Origin of the sequence: Fructilactobacillus fructivorans (genome assembly GCF_000814735.1) — a bacterium.
GTDB lineage: Bacteria > Bacillota > Bacilli > Lactobacillales > Lactobacillaceae > Fructilactobacillus > Fructilactobacillus fructivorans.
In genome coordinates this window covers 46,496-67,846 of the sequence record NZ_JOJZ01000024.1, presented here as the reverse complement: position 1 = coordinate 67,846, position 21,351 = coordinate 46,496, and the positions used below count along the sequence as shown (strand labels likewise).

Annotated in this window: 21 protein-coding genes and 1 tRNA gene; 18 read left to right on the top strand and 4 right to left on the bottom strand. The window is 40.7% G+C overall.

Annotation, left to right across the window (positions count from 1 at the left end; translation table 11 throughout):
* The first annotated feature begins 4 nt into the window (after nt 1–4).
* From rihC to LfDm3_RS06020, 12 genes are all read left to right on the top strand, one after another.
* Nucleotides 5–925 (top strand): ribonucleoside hydrolase RihC, encoded by a 921-nt coding sequence (gene rihC / locus LfDm3_RS06075; RefSeq protein ID WP_156112366.1) that lies wholly within the window; start codon nt 5–7, stop codon nt 923–925.
* Between the two features lie 178 nt (nt 926–1,103).
* On the top strand, nt 1,104–1,826 hold the full coding sequence (rsmG, locus tag LfDm3_RS06070; protein ID WP_039145027.1) for a 16S rRNA (guanine(527)-N(7))-methyltransferase RsmG: 723 nt from the start codon (nt 1,104–1,106) through the stop codon (nt 1,824–1,826).
* Between the two features lie 23 nt (nt 1,827–1,849).
* Entirely contained in the window at nt 1,850–2,623 is a 774-nt protein-coding gene (locus tag LfDm3_RS06065) for a ParA family protein (protein WP_039145026.1), read from the top strand.
* Nucleotides 2,607–3,491, top strand: a complete 885-nt coding sequence (locus LfDm3_RS06060; protein WP_010022894.1) for a ParB/RepB/Spo0J family partition protein — start codon at nt 2,607–2,609, stop codon at nt 3,489–3,491. Before LfDm3_RS06065 ends, LfDm3_RS06060 begins: the two co-directional genes overlap by 17 nt.
* A gap of 13 nt (nt 3,492–3,504) precedes the next feature.
* Nucleotides 3,505–3,693, top strand: coding sequence for a DUF951 domain-containing protein (locus LfDm3_RS06055; RefSeq protein ID WP_010022893.1), 189 nt, complete (start codon nt 3,505–3,507; stop codon nt 3,691–3,693).
* Between the two features lie 19 nt (nt 3,694–3,712).
* Nucleotides 3,713–4,810 carry a redox-regulated ATPase YchF gene (gene ychF / locus LfDm3_RS06050; RefSeq protein WP_039145023.1) on the top strand — a complete coding sequence of 366 codons (1,098 nt, stop codon included), beginning with the start codon at nt 3,713–3,715 and terminating at the stop codon, nt 4,808–4,810.
* 9 nt (nt 4,811–4,819) lie between these two features.
* Nucleotides 4,820–5,560: a DUF1129 family protein gene (locus LfDm3_RS06045; RefSeq protein WP_039145022.1), complete on the top strand. Its 741-nt coding sequence runs from the start codon at nt 4,820–4,822 to the stop codon at nt 5,558–5,560.
* A gap of 138 nt (nt 5,561–5,698) precedes the next feature.
* The gene (locus LfDm3_RS06040; RefSeq protein WP_039145020.1) at nt 5,699–6,385 is read left to right on the top strand and encodes a response regulator transcription factor; all 687 of its coding nucleotides are present in this window, start codon (nt 5,699–5,701) and stop codon (nt 6,383–6,385) included.
* A 15-nt stretch (nt 6,386–6,400) separates the two neighbouring features.
* Nucleotides 6,401–7,588 carry a sensor histidine kinase gene (locus LfDm3_RS06035; RefSeq protein WP_039145019.1) on the top strand — a complete coding sequence of 396 codons (1,188 nt, stop codon included), beginning with the start codon at nt 6,401–6,403 and terminating at the stop codon, nt 7,586–7,588.
* Nucleotides 7,569–8,849 (top strand): D-alanyl-D-alanine carboxypeptidase family protein, encoded by a 1,281-nt coding sequence (locus LfDm3_RS06030; RefSeq protein WP_052236636.1) that lies wholly within the window; start codon nt 7,569–7,571, stop codon nt 8,847–8,849. The genes LfDm3_RS06035 and LfDm3_RS06030 overlap by 20 nt, the downstream gene beginning before the upstream one ends.
* A gap of 126 nt (nt 8,850–8,975) precedes the next feature.
* Nucleotides 8,976–9,752 (top strand): AzlC family ABC transporter permease, encoded by a 777-nt coding sequence (locus tag LfDm3_RS06025; RefSeq protein ID WP_039145017.1) that lies wholly within the window; start codon nt 8,976–8,978, stop codon nt 9,750–9,752.
* 15 nt (nt 9,753–9,767) lie between these two features.
* Nucleotides 9,768–10,100 carry an AzlD domain-containing protein gene (locus LfDm3_RS06020; protein ID WP_039145015.1) on the top strand — a complete coding sequence of 111 codons (333 nt, stop codon included), beginning with the start codon at nt 9,768–9,770 and terminating at the stop codon, nt 10,098–10,100.
* A 62-nt stretch (nt 10,101–10,162) separates the two neighbouring features.
* Here the strand turns inward: LfDm3_RS06020 and LfDm3_RS06015 are convergent, their stop codons facing one another.
* On the bottom strand, nt 10,163–11,341 hold the full coding sequence (locus LfDm3_RS06015; protein WP_039145013.1) for an SAM-dependent methyltransferase: 1,179 nt from the start codon (nt 11,339–11,341) through the stop codon (nt 10,163–10,165).
* 442 nt (nt 11,342–11,783) lie between these two features.
* Here LfDm3_RS06015 and LfDm3_RS06010 point away from each other — a divergent pair, with 442 nt between their 5' ends.
* Together LfDm3_RS06010 and LfDm3_RS06005 are read left to right on the top strand one after the other, a co-directional pair.
* A complete protein-coding gene (locus tag LfDm3_RS06010; RefSeq protein ID WP_039145011.1) occupies nt 11,784–12,866 on the top strand; it encodes an AI-2E family transporter in 1,083 nt (360 codons plus the stop codon).
* A 41-nt stretch (nt 12,867–12,907) separates the two neighbouring features.
* Entirely contained in the window at nt 12,908–13,606 is a 699-nt protein-coding gene (locus LfDm3_RS06005) for a 2,3-diphosphoglycerate-dependent phosphoglycerate mutase (RefSeq protein WP_039145009.1), read from the top strand.
* Nucleotides 13,607–13,640: 34 nt separating this feature from the next.
* On the opposite strand, the gene LfDm3_RS06000 is transcribed toward LfDm3_RS06005, so the two are convergent.
* A complete protein-coding gene (locus tag LfDm3_RS06000) occupies nt 13,641–14,117 on the bottom strand; it encodes a MerR family transcriptional regulator (RefSeq protein ID WP_039145007.1) in 477 nt (158 codons plus the stop codon).
* A 183-nt stretch (nt 14,118–14,300) separates the two neighbouring features.
* On the opposite strand from LfDm3_RS06000, the gene LfDm3_RS05995 reads away from it, so the two are divergent.
* Complete coding sequence (locus LfDm3_RS05995; protein WP_039145006.1) at nt 14,301–15,785, top strand: MDR family MFS transporter; 1,485 nt, start codon at nt 14,301–14,303, stop codon at nt 15,783–15,785.
* The gene (locus LfDm3_RS05990; protein WP_039145004.1) at nt 15,785–16,555 is read left to right on the top strand and encodes a DUF4811 domain-containing protein; all 771 of its coding nucleotides are present in this window, start codon (nt 15,785–15,787) and stop codon (nt 16,553–16,555) included. The genes LfDm3_RS05995 and LfDm3_RS05990 overlap by 1 nt, the downstream gene beginning before the upstream one ends.
* Before the next feature lie 37 nt (nt 16,556–16,592).
* Here the strand turns inward: LfDm3_RS05990 and LfDm3_RS05985 are convergent, their stop codons facing one another.
* On the bottom strand, nt 16,593–17,486 hold the full coding sequence (locus LfDm3_RS05985; protein ID WP_039145002.1) for a metal ABC transporter solute-binding protein, Zn/Mn family: 894 nt from the start codon (nt 17,484–17,486) through the stop codon (nt 16,593–16,595).
* 71 nt (nt 17,487–17,557) lie between these two features.
* On the opposite strand from LfDm3_RS05985, the gene LfDm3_RS05980 reads away from it, so the two are divergent.
* Nucleotides 17,558–17,630: transfer RNA gene (locus LfDm3_RS05980), tRNA-Thr, on the top strand.
* A gap of 62 nt (nt 17,631–17,692) precedes the next feature.
* On the opposite strand, the gene helD is transcribed toward LfDm3_RS05980, so the two are convergent.
* A complete protein-coding gene (helD, locus tag LfDm3_RS05975) occupies nt 17,693–20,005 on the bottom strand; it encodes an RNA polymerase recycling motor HelD (protein WP_039145000.1) in 2,313 nt (770 codons plus the stop codon).
* 306 nt (nt 20,006–20,311) lie between these two features.
* On the opposite strand from helD, the gene trpS reads away from it, so the two are divergent.
* Complete coding sequence (trpS, locus tag LfDm3_RS05970; protein WP_039144999.1) at nt 20,312–21,331, top strand: tryptophan--tRNA ligase; 1,020 nt, start codon at nt 20,312–20,314, stop codon at nt 21,329–21,331.
* Nucleotides 21,332–21,351 lie beyond the last annotated feature (20 nt).

Sequence of the window (21,351 nt, the reverse complement as noted above, 5' to 3'; positions counted from 1 at the left end):
GGATATTATGCAAAAAATCATTATGGATATGGATCCAGGTATCGATGATGCAGCTGCTCTGTCAGTCGCATTAAATGATCCGGAACTAGACGTTGACCTGGTAACGACCGTTTCTGGAAACGTGACGGTTGATAAAACCACGATTAATGCGCTCAAGATCATTAACTTTTTTCATGATGGTGATACTGTTCCAGTAGCTGCCGGAGCACAAGACCCGCTGGTGAAACCATTTGAAGACGCGGCTCGCATTCACGGAGAGTCGGGAATGCGTGGCTATGAGTTTTCTGATGATTTACCATCACCGTTAAAGAAAACGGCGGTCGCAGCTTTACACGAACACATCATGAATTGTGAGGAGCCGGTGACGCTAGTTGCGACTGGTTCTTACACTAACATAGCCCTACTTCTTTCAGAATATCCCGAAGTTAAATCTAAATTAAGCCGAATTGTGGCAATGGGAGGCGCTCTGGGACGTGGTAATATGACCAGTGCGGCAGAATTTAACGTCTTTACCGATCCCGATGCTGCTAAAATCATGTATCAAAGTGGCGTTCCCATTGTGATGATTGGCTTGGATGTTACGAAAAAGGCTCTCCTAACCAATGAAACCCTAGAAGAGATTCAGAATATGAATCGAGCGGGAAAGATGTTGCATGATATTATTACCAGCGATGGTGATCAAAGCGAGAACGGCGTCGCCATGCATGACGTTAATACCATCTTCTACCTGCTTCATCCCGAAGATCTCACCACTGAACCAATGTGGATTGATATTCAAACTACGGGACCCGCTAATGGTGCGACGGTTGGTGACATTCGGGGCGCTTATCATAATGGTGAAACCAACGCTGATGTGGCCGTTGATATTGATGCTGCTGCTTTTAACCGCTGGTTTAAAACAGAAGTTCAAAATATGAAAAAGTAGTAAAGAGTCGAGAAGGATTGAAGTGCTCTATAAAAGTTAGACACTTGATAATCTCTCGACTTTTTTATTTTTTTGGTAACGAAAACTTTAAAATTTCGTTATAATGAAATAAGAATCTAATTTGTTGAATTAGATGAAACAGAACGTGGAAGCGTTTTGTTCATCGTGGGAGAGTCTAATGAATCCAGAACAATTTAAAGCCGCATTGGAAAAGCATGACCTGCCGTTATCGGGTCAACAGGAGCAGCAGTTTGCCACTTATTACAAGCTACTGGTTGCTTACAACCAAAAGGTAAACTTAACGACCATTGTGGAACAAGATGATGTGTATCTCAAACATTTTTATGATTCACTTACTCCAGCCTTCTACATTCCTGAATTACTTCAGAATAAATCAATCGTGGATGTTGGGGCAGGAGCTGGCTTCCCCTCCATTCCACTTAAGATTATTAATCCTGATTTACAGGTTACCATCGTGGATTCACTCAACAAACGAATTATCTTTTTACAACAATTAATCGACCAACTGGGATTAAAGGACGTGCGGTTGGTTCACGCCCGCGCCGAAGAGTTCGGTGGGAAACGATCGAAGGATCGTGAGAAGTTTGATTTTGCAACGGCCCGAGCTCTTGCTCGTCTAAGCGTTCTTTCAGAATTGTGTTTGCCATTGGTTAAAATCGGTGGCAAATTGATTGCGTTAAAAGCGGCTCGAGCTCCCGAAGAATTAAAGGCGGCTCAGCACGCCATTACAACCTTAGGTGGAAAAGTTGAAGACGATTTCGAATTCAAGTTACCGGAAAACAACGAAGTTCGTAACATCATTGTGATTGATAAAGTGAAGGAAACACCAAAGAAATATCCAAGAAAAGCTGGAATCCCTAATAAGGATCCACTTAAGTAATCACGTAACAAGGAGGGAACAACATGGGAACCGTTATATCGCTTGCAAACCAAAAGGGTGGGGTCGGAAAGACTACCACGGCTGTTAACTTGGGTGCTGATCTTGCTACTCAAGGTAAAAGAGTTCTACTGGTTGACGCTGATGCACAGGGAAACGCCACCAGCGGAGTTGGTCTGAGCAAGCAAAAAATTAATAAGGATGTTTATGACGTTTTAGTTAACGAAGAGCCAATTGAAAACGTCATTTTACACTCCTCACACCAAAATCTTGATATCGTTCCTGCCACCATCCAACTATCTGGGGCTGAAATTGAATTAACACCCATGATGGCACGAGAAACCCGACTGAAGTCGGCACTTGATAGTATTTCTGATCAATATGATTATATTCTGATTGACTGTCCACCATCTCTGGGACTAATTACAATTAATGCTTTTACCGCAAGTAATTCAATCCTTATTCCGGTTCAATCGGAATACTATGCTCTGGAAGGATTGAGTCAATTGCTCAATACCATTGGACTAGTCCAAAAACACTTTAACCCCAATCTTAAAATTGAGGGAGTGTTATTGACGATGTTTGATTCCCGTACTAATCTTGGAGCACAAGTTAATAGTGAAGTTCGTAAGTTTTTTAAGGATAAGGTATATACGACCGTTATTCCAAGAAACGTTCGTTTATCGGAAGCACCCAGTCACGGATTACCAATCATTGACTACGATGCTAAATCAAAAGGTGCCAAAGTATACATGGAATTGACAAAGGAAGTGTTAGCTGCCCATGACCAACAAAAATAGCAAGGGCTTAGGACGTGGAATTGAGGCATTGTTTAAGGACAATGACGTTAACAATGATGACGAAGCGGTCGTTGATCTTGACCTAACTAAGATTTCACCTAATCCCTATCAACCACGAAAGAAGTTTGACCAAAAAGCCCTGGATGATTTAACGAAATCGATTGAAGAATCAGGGGTATTTCAGCCAATCATTGTCAGACATGACACTGATAAGAATCGTTACCAGATTATTGCTGGTGAGCGCCGCTTTCGGGCTTCAAAAGCTGCCGCTAAGACCAAGATCCCAGCCATTGTTCGTGATGCTACTGAAGAACAAATGATGGAAATTGCTGTCATGGAAAACTTACAGCGAGAAGATCTCAATCCGTTAGAAGAAGCTCAGGCCTATGATACTTTAATGACTAAACTGAATCTAACGCAGGCTCAGGTGTCAGAACGATTAGGTAAGAGTCGACCATACATCGCCAACTACTTACGGTTATTGGGACTTCCTCAACCAGTGAAAGAAATGCTCCAACGAAAGCAGTTGTCAATGGGACAGGCGCGAGCTTTGCTTTCGGTAAAAGAGAAGTCTCAGCTGTTGAGTCTAGCTGCAAAGGCTAAGGACGAAACCCTGACGGTTAGACAGTTAGAAAAACTAATTGCCAAGGCTAATAAGTCCAATTCAACGAAAAACAAGCGCCCGACCAAGCGAACCAAATCACCCTACATTAAAGAGAGTGAGGATCAGCTTCAGGATAAGTTTGGCACTAAAGTATTGATCAACGAAACGAATACTAAAGCTGGTAAGGGTCAGATCCAAATTGATTATATGTCAACTGATGATTTAAACCGGATTTTAGATTTATTGGATATTCATCTCGACTAGGGAGGATATTTTTATGTATGGAATGCATGATATCGTTGAAATGAAGAAGCCTCATCCATGTGGAACCAATCGATGGGAAATCATTCGAATGGGTGCCGACATTAAGGTGCAGTGCACGGGATGCGGCCATATCGTTATGATTAGTCGACGACAATTTGAGAAACGTTTAAAAAAAGTATTAGAGAAACACGCAGAAAATTAATTAAAAAGAGGTAAACAGGATGTCTTTAACAGCGGGAATCGTTGGGTTGCCGAACGTTGGTAAGTCAACACTTTTTAATGCCATTACAAAGGCTGGAGCCGAAATGGCTAACTATCCTTTTGCAACGATTGATCCAAATGTTGGAATGGTAGAAGTTCCAGACAAACGACTGGATCGGATTCAAGAACTAATTCCAGCCAAGAAAGTGGTACCAACCACCTTTGAATTTACCGACATTGCGGGAATCGTAAAAGGTGCAAGTAAAGGTGAAGGACTTGGAAACAAGTTCCTGGAAAATATTCGTCAGGTTGACGCCATCGTGCACGTGGTACGTGCTTTTGACGACGACAATATTACCTCAGTAACTGGGAAAGTGGATCCAGTTGGTGACATTGAAACTATCAACGTCGAATTGGGAATTGCCGACTTGGATGCCGTTGATAAACGAATTGGTAAGGTTCAAAGAGCTGCCAAGGGATCTGATGAAGCCAAAGAAGAACTGGATGTTTTAAATAAAATTAAACCGGTTTTAGAAGATGGCGGCGCAGTTCGTGACATTGATTTTGATGAAGATGAGCAGAAAATCGTGAAGGGATTGTTCCTGTTAACATCGAAACCGGTCTTGTATGTTGCTAACATTAGTGAAGCTTCAATGGCTGATCCTGCTAGCGATAAGTATTTTAAGCTGGTTAATGACTACGCTAAAAAACATGGAGCCCAGGCCATTGGCATTGCGGCTGAAACCGAACAAGAAATTGCGGAACTAGGCGACGATGATAAGGCTGATTTTCTTGAAGCGGAAGGCGTAACTGAGCCAGGATTAAACAAATTGATTCGGGCTTCTTACAAATTACTCGGTCTTGAAACGTTCTTTACCGCCGGTGGTAAGGAAACGAAAGCTTGGACCTTTAAGAAGGGAACCAAAGCTCCTCAAGCAGCTGGTATTATCCATTCTGACTTTGAACGTGGATTTATTCGAGCAGAAATCATGTCATTTGATGACCTTGATAAGTATGGTAGTGAAAATGCTGTTAAGGATGCTGGAAAACTACGGGTTGAAGGTAAGGACTACGTCATGCAAGACGGTGACATTGCTGAATTTAGATTCAACGTTTAGGAGGAAACTATGAGCGAGGAAGACAATCGAAAACGAAATGCGAAAGCTAAGCAACATCAACATCACTCAAACACTAAGATTGCTGAACGGGAGCAATTTGATCACGTTGGTCTAACCAAGCGAAACGCTGAGTATATGTACAAATTCAAGCAGGAACTGTCTGAGACCAAGCTGGAACCAGAAAAACAGGCTACTAAGATTAGTGAGATGGTTGATGAATTAAAGAAGGCCCAGAAGCGTGGGGTAACCGCTAAGAACTTGTACGGCACGGTAACGCAAAAAGTCGAGCTTACGGTTCATCCACCTAAGAAACCACAAAAGTTGACACCCATGACCTATGTCATTGATGCGACGTACAATTTCTTATGGTTCTTGGTTTTGTTCTGCTTCTTATATGCTGCGATGTTCTTCATCAACTCCTCACAGGCATCAAAGGGTGGTGTCATGGGAATTACCGGAATCATTGTTTCATCAATTGTTGCTGGAGCAGGGATGCCACTGATGACCAACCTCTTTGCACCTGGAGTTAAACACAAGTACAACGGGATTATTCGGGCTTTGATGATGGTTCTATTGTTTGCCATTTGGATGCTAGTATTCTTTGGTGGGACTTATATTCCAAGAATAATTAACCCAATTACTGGTCCGATCGTTGATGCAGTGATCGGTGTCATTGGAATTGCGGGAATTCTGTACATGCGTCATCGTTTCCCAATTACCAACGGACTCTTTACTGGAAACCGAAACTAATTAATTAATCGTGGATCAACCGGTCTACGATTTTTTTGATGTAAAAGTTTAAATGTTTATAATGTTAAAACAATTTGGGTTAATCTCTATTTTCAATCTGATAAACTAAAGAAAAATAGTGAATTAGAGGTAATTAAAATGAAAATTTTAGTTGTTGATGATGACAAAGAAATCGCACAATTATTAGAAATTTATATTAAAAATGAAGGTTATGAACCAGTTTCAGCTTATAACGGGAATGATGCCCTTTCACTGCTACGAACCGAACCTGACATTGGACTTGTCATTTTGGATATTATGATGCCCGGAATGAGTGGAATTGATGTGATTAAGGAGATTCGAAAAGATTCTCAGATTCCAATTATCGTCTTATCTGCCAAAACGGCTGACATGGATAAGATTCAAGGACTGGTATCGGGAGCTGATGATTACGTTACCAAACCATTTAACCCCCTTGAAATCATGGCACGGGTTCGTTCGTTACTTCGTCGGAGTCAGAACGATGTTACTAAAGCCAAGCCCGACATTTTGAACGTGGGACCACTTACCATTAACAAGGATTCTCATGAGGTGAAGACAGATGATGGCAAGGAAATTCAGCTAACCGCATTAGAATTTGGAATCCTGTATCTTCTTGCTAGTCATCCTAATCGAGTCTTTTCGGCTGATGAAATTTTTGAACGGGTTTGGAAACAGGAAAGTATTATTTCCGCTAAAACCGTTATGGTGCACGTAAGTCACTTACGCGATAAGATTGAAGAGGCAACTGGTGGTGAAAAAGTCATCCAGACCGTGTGGGGCGTTGGCTATAAAGTAGAAGCATAAAGAGGAACCTGTGGTTTGAAATTAACAACAAAGGAAAAAACTGAATTATTTGGTGAGGGAGTAGTTACTTTAATCTTATTACTCCTTTTAAACCTGGCCATTACCGTGATCATTACCCAATCAATTGAAAGTAACCCGGGACTTCGAGATGGGATCTTTATCATCAAACAGTCGGTTACGTTTGGCCCGATGCACTTCCATTTGTTAAGTTGGGAGAACCTCTTCATCTTGGCGATGGGCGTCATCGATGTCATCATTATTTACTGGCGGCTGATTCGTCGTTATCATCAGATGCAACTACGTCATATCATTTCGGAGCTGCACTACATCGCTAACGGACATTTTGATCATCGAATTCCGTTTGAATTGAAGGGTGATACCGAACGGGTTATCCAAAGCATTAATGCCTTGGTTGATAGTGTAATTGAATCCATGAATGACGAACGAAAGGTGGAGGTCTCAAAGGACAAATTAGTTACCAGTGTTAGCCACGATCTTCGAACTCCTTTAACATCGATTTTGGGATACCTTGGCCTTATCGAAGATGGTCAGTGTAAAAATCAGGATGAAATTTTAAAATACTCTCACATTGCATATTTGAAGGCGCAACAAATGAAACAGTTGGTTGATCGCTTGTTTGAGTATGCTAAAGCAGGGGATAAATCGAAACCATCACAAGAAATTGATAATATCGACGTAAACGCTCTGTTAGAACAATTGCAGGCATCGTTTAAGCTGGACGCTTCTAAACATGGGATGTCAATTGAGATGAAACCCTTAAAAAAGAACGTTTGGATTAAAGCCAACGCGGAATCCCTGGGTCGTGTCTTTAATAATCTGATCTCTAATGCGTTTAAGTACGGAAAGGGTGGTAAGAACATTTATTTATCCGCTAAACCTGAGGGTAAAAATGGCGTTGAAATTGTGGTCGCAAATGATGGGGAACAGATTCCCAAACGGTCTCTAGAACACATCTTTGACCGCTTCTATCGGGTTGAAGAATCACGAAATACCAAGACTGGTGGAACCGGGTTAGGTCTTGCCATCGTCCGTGAAATCGTGACGAACCAGGGCGGATACATTAACGTTTCGTCAACCAAAAAACTTACCGCATTTAAGATTTATCTTCCGTTAGATGTTAATCATCCGTTACAGAAAAATAAACGTATGACAGGAGAGGCAAATGAAAAACAAGAAAAGTAATGCGAATACCCACCAGCTGATTGTTTCATTTTTGATTATGGTCGTTGCGCTTATTGCGATGGTGCCAGAAACCCTTGCTCAAGCTAATTCAGATGGGATCGACAGTAAGTCAGCAATTGCGGTCGATGCCAAGTCGGGTCAAATTATTTATCAAAAAAATGCCACCAAGAATTTGCCGGCGGCATCGATGAGTAAGTTACTCACCGCGTACATAGTCCAGAAGCGAGTTCACGATCATCAACTAAAATGGAATGATCAAGTCACCATCTCACCAGAAGTAGCTAAGTTAAGTACCAAGAAGGGATTTACCAACGTTAAACTAGATGCTCATAAGAAGTATACGGTGAAGTCCCTCTATTCATCCGCTTTAATTGGATCAGCTAATGCCAGTGCCATGGCTCTTGGTGATAAAGTTGCTGGCAACAGTCAGAATTTTGCAAAAACGATGCGTTCTACCGCTAAGGAACTGGGAATTAGAGACGCTCAATTTTATAATGCGTGTGGTCTGACGAATGAACAAGTGGCTCCCATGAATTTACCAAGGGTTCAAGGAGACGCCGAAAACGAAATGTCGGCACGAGACACTGCCATTATTTCCCAGAAAATTATTGCCAAAGATCCTGCAATTTTGAAAACGACGAGGCAAGCAAGTTACACGTTCAGTGATGTCTCTGGGAAGCAAAAAGAAGTGGTTAAGACTTCTGACGAAATGTTAAAGGGCCAGCGGTACTATGATCCGGCTTTAAATGTGGATGGTCTCAAGACGGGAACGTCCCAAAAAGCGGGCGAGAACTTTGCGGGAACCCTAGATAATCATCATGGTCATCGGATCATCACCGTCATCATGGGCGCAAAGCCCAACCAACGGTTTGTGGTTACCAAAGAGCTGATGGAGCATGTCATAAAGAACTACCGTCCCATGAAGTACGATAATGACCAATTTAAATTAAGGGTAAGGAACGGAAAACAAAAAGAAGTTAAGGTTAAAATGACCAAATCCATCACACTTTGGGGTAAAATTGCTCAACCAGCTCAGTTTACCAATAAGATTAAGCTTGATCCCAAGGTTTCAAAAAATAATGAAATTACGGCTCCGGTGCTGAAAAATCAAAAAATCGGAACGAATCAAGTTGGATTAAAAAATCAGAAAGTTGAGTTCTTAAATCAGAGTGGTGGTAAGGCACCAATCGTTACCGGACAAAGCGTTGATAAGGTTAATTTCTTTGTGAGATTGTATCGTGATGTAGTTAGCTTTTTCTAATAATTACCGTTAGAATCAAATTATGGTTTGTTATTTCACCATTTTTTCTTATAATAAACATTGTACGCAAAAAGTTGATTAATTTTTTTAAATATTTTATTCGAGAAATCAAGTGGAGGATTTCAATTGACAAAATTAGTACCGAATCCTAACGAACCTGCTTGGAAAGAGAATTTAAAGGTTTCATTTCCTTTAGATTTGAGCTATATTCCCATTGGATTAGCTTGTGGGATTCTATTGCATGCGGCTGGGTTTAACACTTTTAACACGATCTTGGTTTCACTACTGGTATTTTCTGGTGGAGCCCAATTTTTGATTGCATCCATGTTAACCATTAATTCGCCACTTTTAACGATCGTTTTGATGCTATTTTTCCTTGAACTACGATACGCTTTGCTGGGCTCGAGTCTTTCAAAGTATCTTCATGGACAGAATACGCTTTTTACGTTCTTCTTTGCCTGTTCGCTAAATGATGAGAATTACGCCGTGAACTATCTGAAGTTTTCAACGGATAAGAAGTGGACACCCAAGGACGCTCTTCAAGTTGAACATTTTACGCTGTTTTTCTGGACCATTAGTAATCTGGTAGGGAGTTTGATTGGTTCAGCTTTAACCATCGATTTAACCGTGGTGCATTTTGCATTAACCGCACTTTTCTTATACATGATTGTGATGCAACTAAAGGATTTGCTAAAAGTGTTCATCGCATTTCTTGCTGCTGGCCTTGCGATCTTCTTCCTGGTGTTAACCAAATCAACGCTAGGATTGGTAGCGGCGACCTTAGTAGCTTCATTTGTCGGTTTCATACTTGATAAGTACTTTCGGAGTCGAAGACATAAGACACACAAAAAGAGTATTTTTCTTAAGACGTTTAAAAACCCTGCGGGAACACCAAAGGAATAAGTTGGGAGAATTGTTATGAAATGGGATGCGATGCAGCACTTTCTGTTAATATTGTTGTGTTTTGGAGTTGCTTTAGCTCCAAGGTTTATACCACTAGCATTTTTTAGGAAACGTAAAATTCCAAAATGGTTTACCGAATGGATGGAGTTTGTCCCGATCTGTTTGTTCACTTCATTGGTCGTAAAGGATATTTTCATTAATCAATCCTATGCCTTTTCAATCAGTGGTCAGGGACCAGAGCTAATTGCTGCCGTGCTAGTGATTGGAATTGCTTACTGGACACGATCCATGTTAGTTTCGGTGATGGCTGGATTAGCAGCCGTGTTTCTACTAACTTTTGTCCTTTAACTTAATCAATAAAAAAGACGTAACTTCAAAAATTGAAGTTACGTCTTTTAATATCTGTAAAGTTATTTATACATGTAATCTCGGGTCATTGGTAGTGAAGCACCAGCGGGTCCCTTGGAAATTAAGTATTGCATAACGTCGATGTTTCCAACCTTAAATGATGCGGCACATGCTTGTAAGTAAAGGTCCCACATCCGACAGAAACGTTCGTCAAACATGTTTTCAATTTCTTTTCTGTGAGCATTAAAATTCTTGTCCCATGTTTCCGTAGTTTTTTGATAGTGTCGTCTTAGTGATTCAAGATCGTAAATTTGCATCCCGTTACCAATAATGTGATCCAAGTTTTCGGTCAAACCGGGAATGTAGCCACCTGGGAAGATCCATTTGTTCAACCAACCATTGATGGCACCACCTTGTTGTCTAGTGATTCCGTGGATCAAAGCGTTTCCGTTTTGGGCGAGGTGATCAGAAACCACCTTGAAGTATTCGTCGAGGTTTTCCTTTCCAACGTGTTCAAACATTCCAACTGAGGTAATGTAGTCCCATTTCTCAGATTTTGGAAGTTCACGGTAATCTTGTAATCGAACTTCAGCAACATCTTCTAAGCCATACTTCTTGATTTGTTCGTTGACGTAGTCACATTGTTCCTGACTAAGGGTAACACCAGTTACCTTTAGGTCGTATTCTTTGGCCGCGATCAGCATGAGGGTTCCCCAACCACATCCAATGTCTAGTAGGGTACCACCAGGCTGTGGGTTCAACTTTTTGATGATGTGATGAACCTTATTCATTTGGGCGTCGTAAAGACTGTCTTCGGGACTTTCCCAATAACCACAAGAGTAAGTCATGGTTTTATCAAGCCAAATCTTGTAGAATTCGTTTCCGATGTCATAATGCTTTTGGACATCTTTTTTACTTGCAGCTTCGGAATGAGATGATTTTGGCAACCATTTGATAAACTTCTTGTTATGAAGAAAACTGCTGGTATCAAGGTAAGCAGCCGCAACCAAGTCTTCCAATGAGATTCCTTCAATGGTGATGACACCGTCCATGTAAGCTTCACCTAAAGCAATCGAAGCATTGTTAGTGATGTCCTTGATTGGAATAGCTTTGTGGATGGTAATGTGAGCTTTTGGTTCACCCTTACCATATGTCTTAGTTGAACCGTCCCAGTAAGTTACCTTTAGTGGAATATTAAAACTGTGTTTGATAAATTCACTATAAAACGTCTTTTCAAGCATATAAAAACCTCTCTTTAATTCAATAGTTATAAGGACATTATAACCTTTTTTTGTGAAACTCGTAAAATAGACTGACACAAATTTCACCAAATTACAATCGATGGTATAATAAAAACATTCCATCTTATGGTTGAAATGGAGGAATAATCGTGAAAAAGAAGTGGCTTTGGATCATCGTCATGTTAGGTGGCTCCATTTTCTTATTTCATGAATATACAAGTGTTCATAACATTAACGATCAAATTTCTCACCACATAACAGGAAGGCACAGGTTAATCATGCGGTGCCTTCATCTAATAATCGTTTAATCGTTCGAAAAATAATGGTAAAACATCTAATCTAGGGACTCCAGACGTACCAAAGAAGGCTACTGGGTTAAGAGTTACCATTTCATCTTGAGGTAAAATCATAACTTTGGAAAAGAGGATCAATTAAATTAAAAATGGATAATATTACAAACTGGTGGCAGAAATTTTTAAATAACACGAAACTAAGACGAGCAACGGTCTTATTGCTGATTATCTTGGTACTGTACCTATGTCGTTCAATGATGACGACCATTCTTTTGACCTTTATTTTTACCTTACTAATCACTAAGCTGGTGCTCTGGATTCGCGCTCGAATTAAGATTCCAATTCCTATTTTGGTGATTGTAATCTACTTGTTGATCATTGGTGCTATTATCCTAGTGAGTGTCCTTTACCTACCTAAAGTTGCCGAGCAGGGGGTGGAAACGACCAAGACCCTGATCACGTTCTATGAAAGCCCCCATTCGATCAAGAATCCACAGGTGAGGGCTTCAGTGCTCTGGTTATTAAAGAATTTTAACGTTCCTAATCAGATTAAGAGCAGTATGAACTTGATCTTTAGTTACATTACTAGTATTGGAACAACTGGAATTGCCATGTTCATGTCGCTTCTTCTAAGTTTCTTCTTTACCCTCGAACTGAAGCAGGTCAAACGGTTTTCGAAAAAATTTCTAACCAGCACCTTTGGTTGGTTCTTCTCAGACATTTTGTATTTCGCTAAAACGTTCGTGAAGACGTTCGGGGTGGTAATTGAAGCGCAGTTCTTTATCGCGATCTGTAATACCACCATTACGACGATCTGCCTGTGGATTATGCAGATTCCACAACTTTTGATTCTGGCGGTCATGATCTTCTTTCTTAGTTTGATTCCTGTTGCTGGAGTGATCATTTCGCTAATTCCGCTGACGCTGGTTGGTTACACGGTCGGTGGCTTTAGATACGTAATCTATATTTTCATCATCATCATGTTGGTTCACCTACTTGAAGCCTATGTCCTAAATCCTAAGTTTATGTCGGCTAAGACTGAATTACCGATTTTCTTCACCTTTGTGGTCTTACTGGTTGGTGAGCACATCTTTGGAACATGGGGTCTAATTGTTTCGGTTCCTATCTTTACCTTCCTGTTGGATGTTCTGGGAGTTCAGAACGTTGATGATGTTGGTAAGAACAAAAAGCCGGGATGGATCAGTAAGTTAATGAAAAAATGCTTCAAATGATGTAAAATAAACTTGGATTAAAACAAAAGAGGGGTATTACAATGGCTAAATTAGTATTTGTTAGACACGGTCAAAGCGAATGGAACTTATCAAATCAATTCACTGGTTGGGTTGACGTTGACTTAAGTGAAGAGGGAGTTAAGCAAGCTAAGAATGCTGGTAAGTTGATTGCCGAAGCAGGAATTCAGTTTGATCAGGCTTACACTTCAGTTTTAAAGCGTGCAATTAAGACTTTGGATTACGTATTGGACGAAAGTGACCAATTATGGATCCCAGTTACAAAATCTTGGCGTTTAAACGAACGTCATTATGGTGCACTTCAAGGTCAAAACAAGGCCGAAGCCGCTGAAAAGTTTGGTAAAGAACAAGTTCACATCTGGCGTCGTTCATACGATGTTTTGCCTCCACTTTTGGACGCAAACGATGCGGGCTCAGCTGCTAAAGACCGTCGTTATGCTGACTTGGATCCTAAAGCAATTCCTGGTGGTGAAAACCTCAAGGTTACTTTGGAACGGGTTATTCCATTCTGGCAAGACCACATTGCTCCAAAACTTTTAGACAATAAGAACGTTATTGTTGCTGCTCACGGTAATTCTCTTCGTGCTTTAACGAAGTACATCGAAGGAATTTCTGATGAAGACATCATGAACGTTGAAATTGCTACTGGTCAACCAATTGTTTACGACATTGACTCAGATTTAAATGTTTTAGACAAGGTTAAGTTAGGCGAAGACAAATAATTTAACGTTAATTAGTAAGTAAAAACACTTCCCGTTAGTTAGGAAGTGTTTTTTTTGTGTCCATTAATTTAATTTTAGTGTCACCATCGATAATTTGGATCACCACTGATTTACTTGGGTCATCTGATAGTGCTCCCATATTGATGCAATAATTACCATCTCGAGTTTTAACGTATTTAACTCGGTCAAGAATGAGTTTCTTAAAAACTTGACTGATTTTCTCATGGCGTTCGGCTTTTTTAACTGCGGTTACTAAGGTAAAACCTGATTCTAGATATGATTTAATTAGTAGCACGGTAATAAGAGTATGAATACTATACCGTTTATTTTGATTTTTCTGGACGGGAAGCGATGAGATGTAACCCCGTTGTTCCCAATAGCGAATCTTACTCTGTGGAATGCCAGAACACTTTGAAATATCACCAATTCCAACCGAAATGTTGTTCTTTTCGATGATTTTGCCAAGCCGACCATTAAGATCGGCTACGTCATGATCATTCTCATTTTCCAAATGCGCACCTACTTTCTTTATTTTGTCAAACTCGATGCATCCGTTAAATGATACACTATTCATTATATGTAAAATAATGTATGTGTCAATTAAGTTGACACATACATTAGATAGTTGTATAGTTATCAGTATCGCAATTTACGCGAGTTAAACTAATTAAGTTTTGAAAGGGGTACATTTATAATGCATAATTTTCCAGCTGTTGATGCAAATGGAAAAAAGTATAATCGGACGATGTTTGTCATTATTCTTTTAGTTGGAACCTTCTGTACGGTTCTGAATCAGACCATTTTATCAACGGCTTTTCCAACGTTGATGCATGCGTTTAATGTTAATACCTCAACCGTTCAGTGGTTAACGACTGGATTCATGATGGTTAACGGAATTTTGATTCCAGTTAGTGCCTGGTTGAGTGGACGTTTTAACACTAAATGGTTATATTTATCGGCAATGATCATTTTTGAAATCGGAACGGTCACGGCGTGGGTCGCACCTACGTTTAGCGTTCTGTTTATTGCACGTTTGGTCCAAGCGGTCGGAGTGGGAATTGCCATGCCACTGCTTCAGACCATCATGCTTTCGATCTTCCCAACTGAAAAACGTGGATTCGCCTTAGGACTAGCCGGCATTGTTGTTGGTTTAGCACCTGCCATTGGCCCTACGTTATCTGGATGGGTCATCGACATTTCATCTTGGCGGTCTTTATTCGGAATTATTGCACCAATTGTGGCAGTAGTAATCGTTTTGGGTCTCTTCTTCGTTAAGCCAGTCCTACCAACCAAGAAGAGTAAACTAGACTACTTTTCATTAGTCCTTTCTACCATTGGTTTTGGTAGTTTGCTCTATGGATTCTCATCAGTCGGAAACGACGGTTGGGGTAGTCCAGTTGTAATCTGGTCGCTGATTATTGGTGTCATCTTCATTATTCTATTTGGTTGGCGTCAACTAGTTATGAAGCATCCCTTCCTTAATCTCGATGTCTTTAAGGCCCGTGAATTTCGACTAGGAACCTTAATCAGTTCCGTTGTCTTCATGGCCATGGTCGGAGTTGAAATGGTTTTGCCACTTTATCTTCAGATTGTAAGGGGAATGAGTGCCTTCCATTCTGGTCTAACCCTGTTGCCCGGAGCGATTTTAACTGGATTAATGAGTCCAGTTACAGGACAACTCTTTGACCGGTTTGGTGCCAGAAGACTTGCCATGGGTGGTTTGTTCCTTTTGACGGTTGGAACTTTCCCATTCATCTTTCTAACTAAAGATACGCCAACATTGTACGTAACGATTCTTTACGCTACAAGAATGTTTGGGGTTTCAATGTCAATGATGCCAGTGACGACGTCTGGAATGAACGCCTTACCAATTAAACGGATGGGTGATGGAACTGCCGCTAATAACACGGTTCGACAGGTTTCTGGTTCAATCGCTACGGCGGTCATGATTTCAATCTTATCCAACGTTACCAGCAATCATATGCCAGCCAAGCATTTGCTTAAGATTAATCCGTTGGCTTACCAATCCGGTGCAATTAACGCTACTTTGAAGGGATATATGGCAGCCTTTGGAATTGCTTTTGTAATTTCTGCCATTGCCTTTTTGAGCACCTTCCTTTTAAAGAAAGGTAAATACGTGGTTCCTGCTGACAAGAATGATGAAGGAGGCAATGACTAATGATATTTATTTTATTTATTATCTTTTTAGTTGGCTTCTTCTTAAGTTGGAATTTGATTACTAATAAAAAGTGGTCCAATATCATCGGCATCTCATTTGGGTTACTGATTATCATTAGTATTGGACTAATGATCGGTAACTATCACAATCACTTGGGGATGGAGAAGAAAACTACCACGCAAACGACTTCATTTACCTCGGTTAATGACCAAGCTAACATGTTGTTATACAAAAAGATTGGTCAGACAAATAATAAAGTCATTATTTATAAGAAGAACAAGCAACAAAAGAAACCAACCGTAACCCCAGCGGTTGACACTACTAATGAAATTAAACAGGGTGGCACTTCTAATCAACTAGTCACTAAGAAGCAAGACTGGGTTTATAAGAATTCGTTTTATAAGTTCTTCTTTATGTTTGCACAAAAGGAATCCTTCATTAAACGAACCAATACTTTCCATGTAAAGTCTGGATACATGGTCTTCACACCTGAACAGGCGAAAGCATTTGGGCAAGCTATGAAACAGCAGGCGGCTCAGATGAAGAAGTCACAACAAAATCCACAGGCTCAGCAACAGACAGCTGCTTCTGGAAAACAGTTTGTGACTGCTAAAATGCAACAAGCCATGGCAGAAAATCCAAAGATGTCACAGGCTGATCAAGCTAAGTTACAGAAGAAAGCAATGAGTGACTTTAAGGCTCAGATGCAGGCTAAAGTTCAAAAACAAATGGAACAAAAAGCCATGGATCAAGCTTTAAGAGTTAAATAAAACAAAAACGATGCTCAAAAATTTGAGCATCGTTTTTTTATTGTTGATTTTGAATTTTTTCTAGTTCTCGATACTGATTCGTCATCCACTGCATATAATTTTGGCCTCTTGGTGCAGTTTCAGAGACATTTAGGATTGGGACGTTGTACTTTTTAGCATATTTAACCATCTGAGTAACCACAGGACTGTCAGACTGAGTGTTGTTAACGAAGAAGGCGATCTTATGATTGCGCATATCGCTTTGAAGCTCGGCAATATCATTGACAGAGGGATCGACGCCCTTTTCAATTGCATTAGAAAAGCCGTAATCCTTGAGCTTGTACCCAAAGGCATCAAGCGAGTAGTCAAAGACTGGTTCACTCGTAGCAACTGATTGACCGTGTGAATTTTTGGAGAGTTTTTTGATTAACTGCTGAGTCTTTCCCCACTCATTCTTGTATTCCTGAGCATTCTTTTTAAAATAGTCACGGTGGTCAGGATCAAGTTTACTATAGATGGTGACTAAACGATCAACGAGGTGATCCATGGTTTCAGGATCATACCAGATGTGTTCGTTATCACCATCTTTTTTGTGCATTAATGCCCCAACGTTAATGTCCTGTTGATGATCGTTACCAGCGTTGTGGATCAGTTCTTTCATCCAATCATCATATCCAATTCCGTTGGCAATGACCACGTTTGCTCTAGCAACTTCTTTCGCGTTATTAGTTGTTGGTTCAAAATCGTGGGGGTCAACGTCAGAGTTAATGATTGAAGTATTATGACCATACTTGCCAACCACCTTTTGAGCGGCATCACCGTAGAAATTAACGGAACTAACGACCTGAATTTTCTTCGAGCCATTGGACGTGGATTGATGACATCCCACTAATGGAATCATGAATAATGCAAGGCAGGCTACTAATAGAGCAATCTTAAAGTGTCTTTTCATTTTATCTTCCTTTTCTAATCTTTGTCGAATTCTATCCTAGTGTAACATTTTTGGTGTGGTAAAATGAAAATGCCATTCTAGCTCAGTAGGTAGAGCATTTCCATGGTAAGGAAAAGGTGCCGGGTTCGACTCCCGGGAATGGCTTTCCGGTTCGTTTGATTAAGTTAATTAATTGAAAAATCTCACTACTGTGTAGTGAGATTTTTTTATTCAGCCGTTGAATTTTTGCTGATTTTAATTAAATTATTACTGATGGCCCGCTTAGGAATCAACGGAGAAACCTCACCATTACACAGCAGGGTCAACGAGTGCATGGCCCGTGTCAGAATTGTGTAAAGGACCCCAAGTGAATGTTCATCAGGATAGTTTCTTTTGGATGTATCCCATGCAACGACAGAGTCAAACTCGAGTCCCTTTGCAAGATAGACCGGGAGAACCACGACTGGAGAATTCATGTCACGATCACTATCTTTTAAGAGGGTGGCATCGAACCTGGCGTTCACTTTCTGGTAGACCCGCTTGGCAGACGCAGCATCCTTGGTGATGACAGCCACGGTTTCGTGCTTTTGAAGTTGTTGCTTAATGACGCTGAGAAGGGTTTGTTCCAATTCCTCTGAACTATCTTTGACGATCAATTCCGGCTTATCACCGTTACGATTAAAGGCTTCAATATCATTGCCATCGGGCAGCAATGATTTAGCGAACGAGGTAATTGGGTAAGTAGAACGATACGATCGATTTAGTTGAATCAAACGGGAACGTTTACTTGGAATCGCATCATTTAATTTATCTAATAATGTTTGAGCGGATTCCACATCCTTAAAAATGGCCTGTTCACTATCGCCAATTAGATTGAACTTGGCGCGTGGAAAGATGAGTTTGAGATACATAATTTGGGCAATGGAATAGTCTTGGATCTCATCAACAAAGAGGTACTTAATGTTGACGTTTTTATTTTCACCGCTGAAACGATCCCGGAGGTACAGTAACGGAGCGGTGTCATCTAAACCAATCTGGTGAAATTCAATGTGACTCAAAAAGTCATTCTTATTTTGCTTCCACTGGTCTAAATCAACCTGGTTCGGTAGCTTAACGTGGTCCAGAAAATCAGCGTATTGAACGTAGGGATCTAAAAACTCATCGTTATAGATGGCATCGTAGACCGTGCTTAAACGATTTTTAACTAATTGGGTAGCAATATAATCCCGTTCGTCATCGAGTTCCTCAAAGTCGTTTAGGTGCTTTGCGCCGAGTAGGTTGTGATACTGTTCATCACTCATGGTGTCGATGATGTCTGCGACCCATTTCTTCTTGGTCTCGTCGTGAATCCGATTCTTGAGGCGCTTAATCAGCTTGTTTTTGGTTTGAAGCAGTTTTTCACTACTGGTCATTCCCTGTGGAAGGGCAGCATAAACTTCTCGAATCTCATCCTTTGAAAAGTAGACCTCACCATTAAAGTGAATGTCATCAAACTTAATGCGATCAGGAGTTAGCTGTTTAACGTACTCCTCAATTTGGTCAATGTAATTCTGACTGTTTTTAAATTCGCGGAGAGCAGGATCAAGATCTTGATCGTTATCTTCATACCGCTGAAACAAGGTTTGAACCTTCATGCCCTCCAGGCGGTGAGCAAAGAATTCGGCCAGAGTAACCTGACGCATGTTCCGTTCCCCTAGGCTTGGCAACACATCTTTAATGTAGTTACTAAATAAAAGATTGGGCGAGAACAGTAGAATCTGGTCGGCATTGAGTGAGTCCCGACTGTGATACAGCAGAAAGGCAATGCGCTGCAAGAGAGCCGATGTCTTCCCTGAACCAGCGACTCCTTGAACCACTAATAGGTTACTGTTGGTATCTCTGATGATGTCATTTTGTTCGTGTTGAATGGTAGCCACGATGTTCTGCATCTTTTCGTTGTTTTCATCACTTAAGGCACTCTGAAGCAGTTCATCGCCGACCGTTTCGTTAGTATCAAACATGTTGATAATCTTGCCGTTCTTAATCTGAAACTGACGTTTCTTTAGCAGATCGGTATTTTGCTTGCCATTGGGAGTATCGTAAGCAACTTTGCCAAGGGTCCCATTATAGTAGACACTCGAAATGGGAGCTCGCCAATCATAGATTAAGAACTCGCCATCTTTGTCAATGAAAGAAGCTTTCCCAATGTAGAGGTGGTCCACGTCAGAAAAGCCTTCATCTTGAATGTCGATGCGTCCAAAGTATGGTGACTGTCGTAGGTCGCGATAAGTTGCTAATTGGCTTTCAACGATGGCTTGATCCTCGACTACTTTATTGGTAAGACTACGTTGCTGTTGAAGGTCCGCACTGGTTTCGATCCGATCGTCTGCTTCTAAGTAGTTGGCAGAGGTGTTGGTCCCATAGTCCTTTTGAACTCGTTGAGTTTCTGCCTTGGCTTTTTGGTATTCAGTTTGGGTGTCCTGGATTTTTTCGTCTAGTTGTTGCGAAACCCAGGTAACACGCTCTTGCTCTTTGTTTCTTTCATCCTTATTCAAGTGCATACTCCTCCCTTTAATTCGTGAATAATTCTAATTTGAAAAGCCAGGACTGTCAATTTTTTCGTGCTTTGACAACCCTCCTTAAATCGCATAAAATAATGTTGATATAGATTTGAATTAATAAGTAGTAGAGTCAAATGACAGAGAGGCTATTTTTACTGAGATTAGCCAGACGATACGAAATGGTTTAATGGTTAACTACCTTATAGTTTGAGTGGCAGAAAATTTCTGCAATTTAGGTGGTACCACGTGCAGGCGTCCTATTGATTATTCAATAGGACGTTTTTTCTTAAAGAAGGGGAAATTATAATGGCAGAAAAAGAAATTGTTTTGACCGGTGATCGTCCGACCGGCAAGCTTCACATTGGACACTACGTTGGTTCATTAATGAGTCGACTTGAGCTCCAAAATTCAGGCAATTATGATCCATTTATTATGATCGCCGATATGCAGGCGTTAACTGATAATGCTCGTGATCCAGAGAAGATTCAAAATAGTCTGTTACAAGTAGCCTTAGATTACCTGGCAGTTGGGCTTGATCCAGCTAAATCAACCATCTTCGTGCAGTCTCAGATTCCAGCTTTAAACGAATTAACCATGATTTACTTGAACCTGGTCACGGTTTCACGTTTAAAACGTAATCCGACCGTTAAGACCGAGATTAAACAGAAAAACTTCGGTGAAAGTGTTCCAGCTGGCTTCTTCATCTATCCGGTCAGTCAAGCGGCTGACATTACCGCCTTTAAAGCAACCGTGGTGCCAGTTGGAGAGGATCAGGAACCAATGATCGAACAGACACGCGAGATCGTGAGAAGTTTCAATAACGCTTACCACAAGGATGTGTTGGTTGAGCCAGAAGGCTTTTTCCCACCAAAGGGGCGGGGTCGAATTCCAGGATTAGATGGAAACGCTAAGATGAGCAAATCGTTGAATAATGCGATCTATCTGGCTGATGATGCCGACACCATTAAAAAGAAAGTAATGTCCATGTATACGGATCCAGATCATATTCACGTCCAGGATCCCGGTAAAGTGGAGGGCAACACCGTTTTCACCTACCTTGATATTTTCGCTAAAGATCAACAAAAAGTTAACGAACTGAAAGAGCAATATCAACATGGTGGTCTTGGAGATGTTAAAATTAAGTTGTATTTAAACGAAGTTTTACAAGATGAACTCAAACCAATCAGAGAGCGCCGAGAAAAATTGGCAAAAGATCCCCAATATGTCTATCAGGTCTTAAAGGATGGCAGCGACGCAGCTAACATTGTTGCAGAAAACACTCTTGAAGAAGTTCGTGATGCGATGGGAATTAACTACTTTAAGTAGCATAAATTTTCAAAGCATAA

What these genes read in the sequence shown, in the direction of transcription:
- LfDm3_RS06055 (WP_010022893.1), top strand. Translation starts at nt 3,505, where the DNA reads ATGTATGGAATGCATGATATCGTTGAAATGAAGAAGCCTCATCCATGT.
- trpS (WP_039144999.1), top strand. Translation starts at nt 20,312, where the DNA reads ATGGCAGAAAAAGAAATTGTTTTGACCGGTGATCGTCCGACCGGCAAG.
- LfDm3_RS06065 (WP_039145026.1), top strand. Translation starts at nt 1,850, where the DNA reads ATGGGAACCGTTATATCGCTTGCAAACCAAAAGGGTGGGGTCGGAAAG.
- LfDm3_RS05995 (WP_039145006.1), top strand. Translation starts at nt 14,301, where the DNA reads ATGCATAATTTTCCAGCTGTTGATGCAAATGGAAAAAAGTATAATCGG.
- LfDm3_RS06005 (WP_039145009.1), top strand. Translation starts at nt 12,908, where the DNA reads ATGGCTAAATTAGTATTTGTTAGACACGGTCAAAGCGAATGGAACTTA.
- rsmG (WP_039145027.1), top strand. Translation starts at nt 1,104, where the DNA reads ATGAATCCAGAACAATTTAAAGCCGCATTGGAAAAGCATGACCTGCCG.
- LfDm3_RS06020 (WP_039145015.1), top strand. Translation starts at nt 9,768, where the DNA reads ATGAAATGGGATGCGATGCAGCACTTTCTGTTAATATTGTTGTGTTTT.
- LfDm3_RS05990 (WP_039145004.1), top strand. Translation starts at nt 15,785, where the DNA reads ATGATATTTATTTTATTTATTATCTTTTTAGTTGGCTTCTTCTTAAGT.
- helD (WP_039145000.1), bottom strand. Translation starts at nt 20,005, where the DNA reads ATGCACTTGAATAAGGATGAAAGAAACAAAGAGCAAGAGCGTGTTACC.
- LfDm3_RS06010 (WP_039145011.1), top strand. Translation starts at nt 11,784, where the DNA reads ATGGATAATATTACAAACTGGTGGCAGAAATTTTTAAATAACACGAAA.
- LfDm3_RS06045 (WP_039145022.1), top strand. Translation starts at nt 4,820, where the DNA reads ATGAGCGAGGAAGACAATCGAAAACGAAATGCGAAAGCTAAGCAACAT.
- LfDm3_RS05985 (WP_039145002.1), bottom strand. Translation starts at nt 17,486, where the DNA reads ATGAAAAGACACTTTAAGATTGCTCTATTAGTAGCCTGCCTTGCATTA.
- ychF (WP_039145023.1), top strand. Translation starts at nt 3,713, where the DNA reads ATGTCTTTAACAGCGGGAATCGTTGGGTTGCCGAACGTTGGTAAGTCA.
- LfDm3_RS06030 (WP_052236636.1), top strand. Translation starts at nt 7,569, where the DNA reads ATGAAAAACAAGAAAAGTAATGCGAATACCCACCAGCTGATTGTTTCA.
- LfDm3_RS06060 (WP_010022894.1), top strand. Translation starts at nt 2,607, where the DNA reads ATGACCAACAAAAATAGCAAGGGCTTAGGACGTGGAATTGAGGCATTG.
- LfDm3_RS06015 (WP_039145013.1), bottom strand. Translation starts at nt 11,341, where the DNA reads ATGCTTGAAAAGACGTTTTATAGTGAATTTATCAAACACAGTTTTAAT.
- LfDm3_RS06040 (WP_039145020.1), top strand. Translation starts at nt 5,699, where the DNA reads ATGAAAATTTTAGTTGTTGATGATGACAAAGAAATCGCACAATTATTA.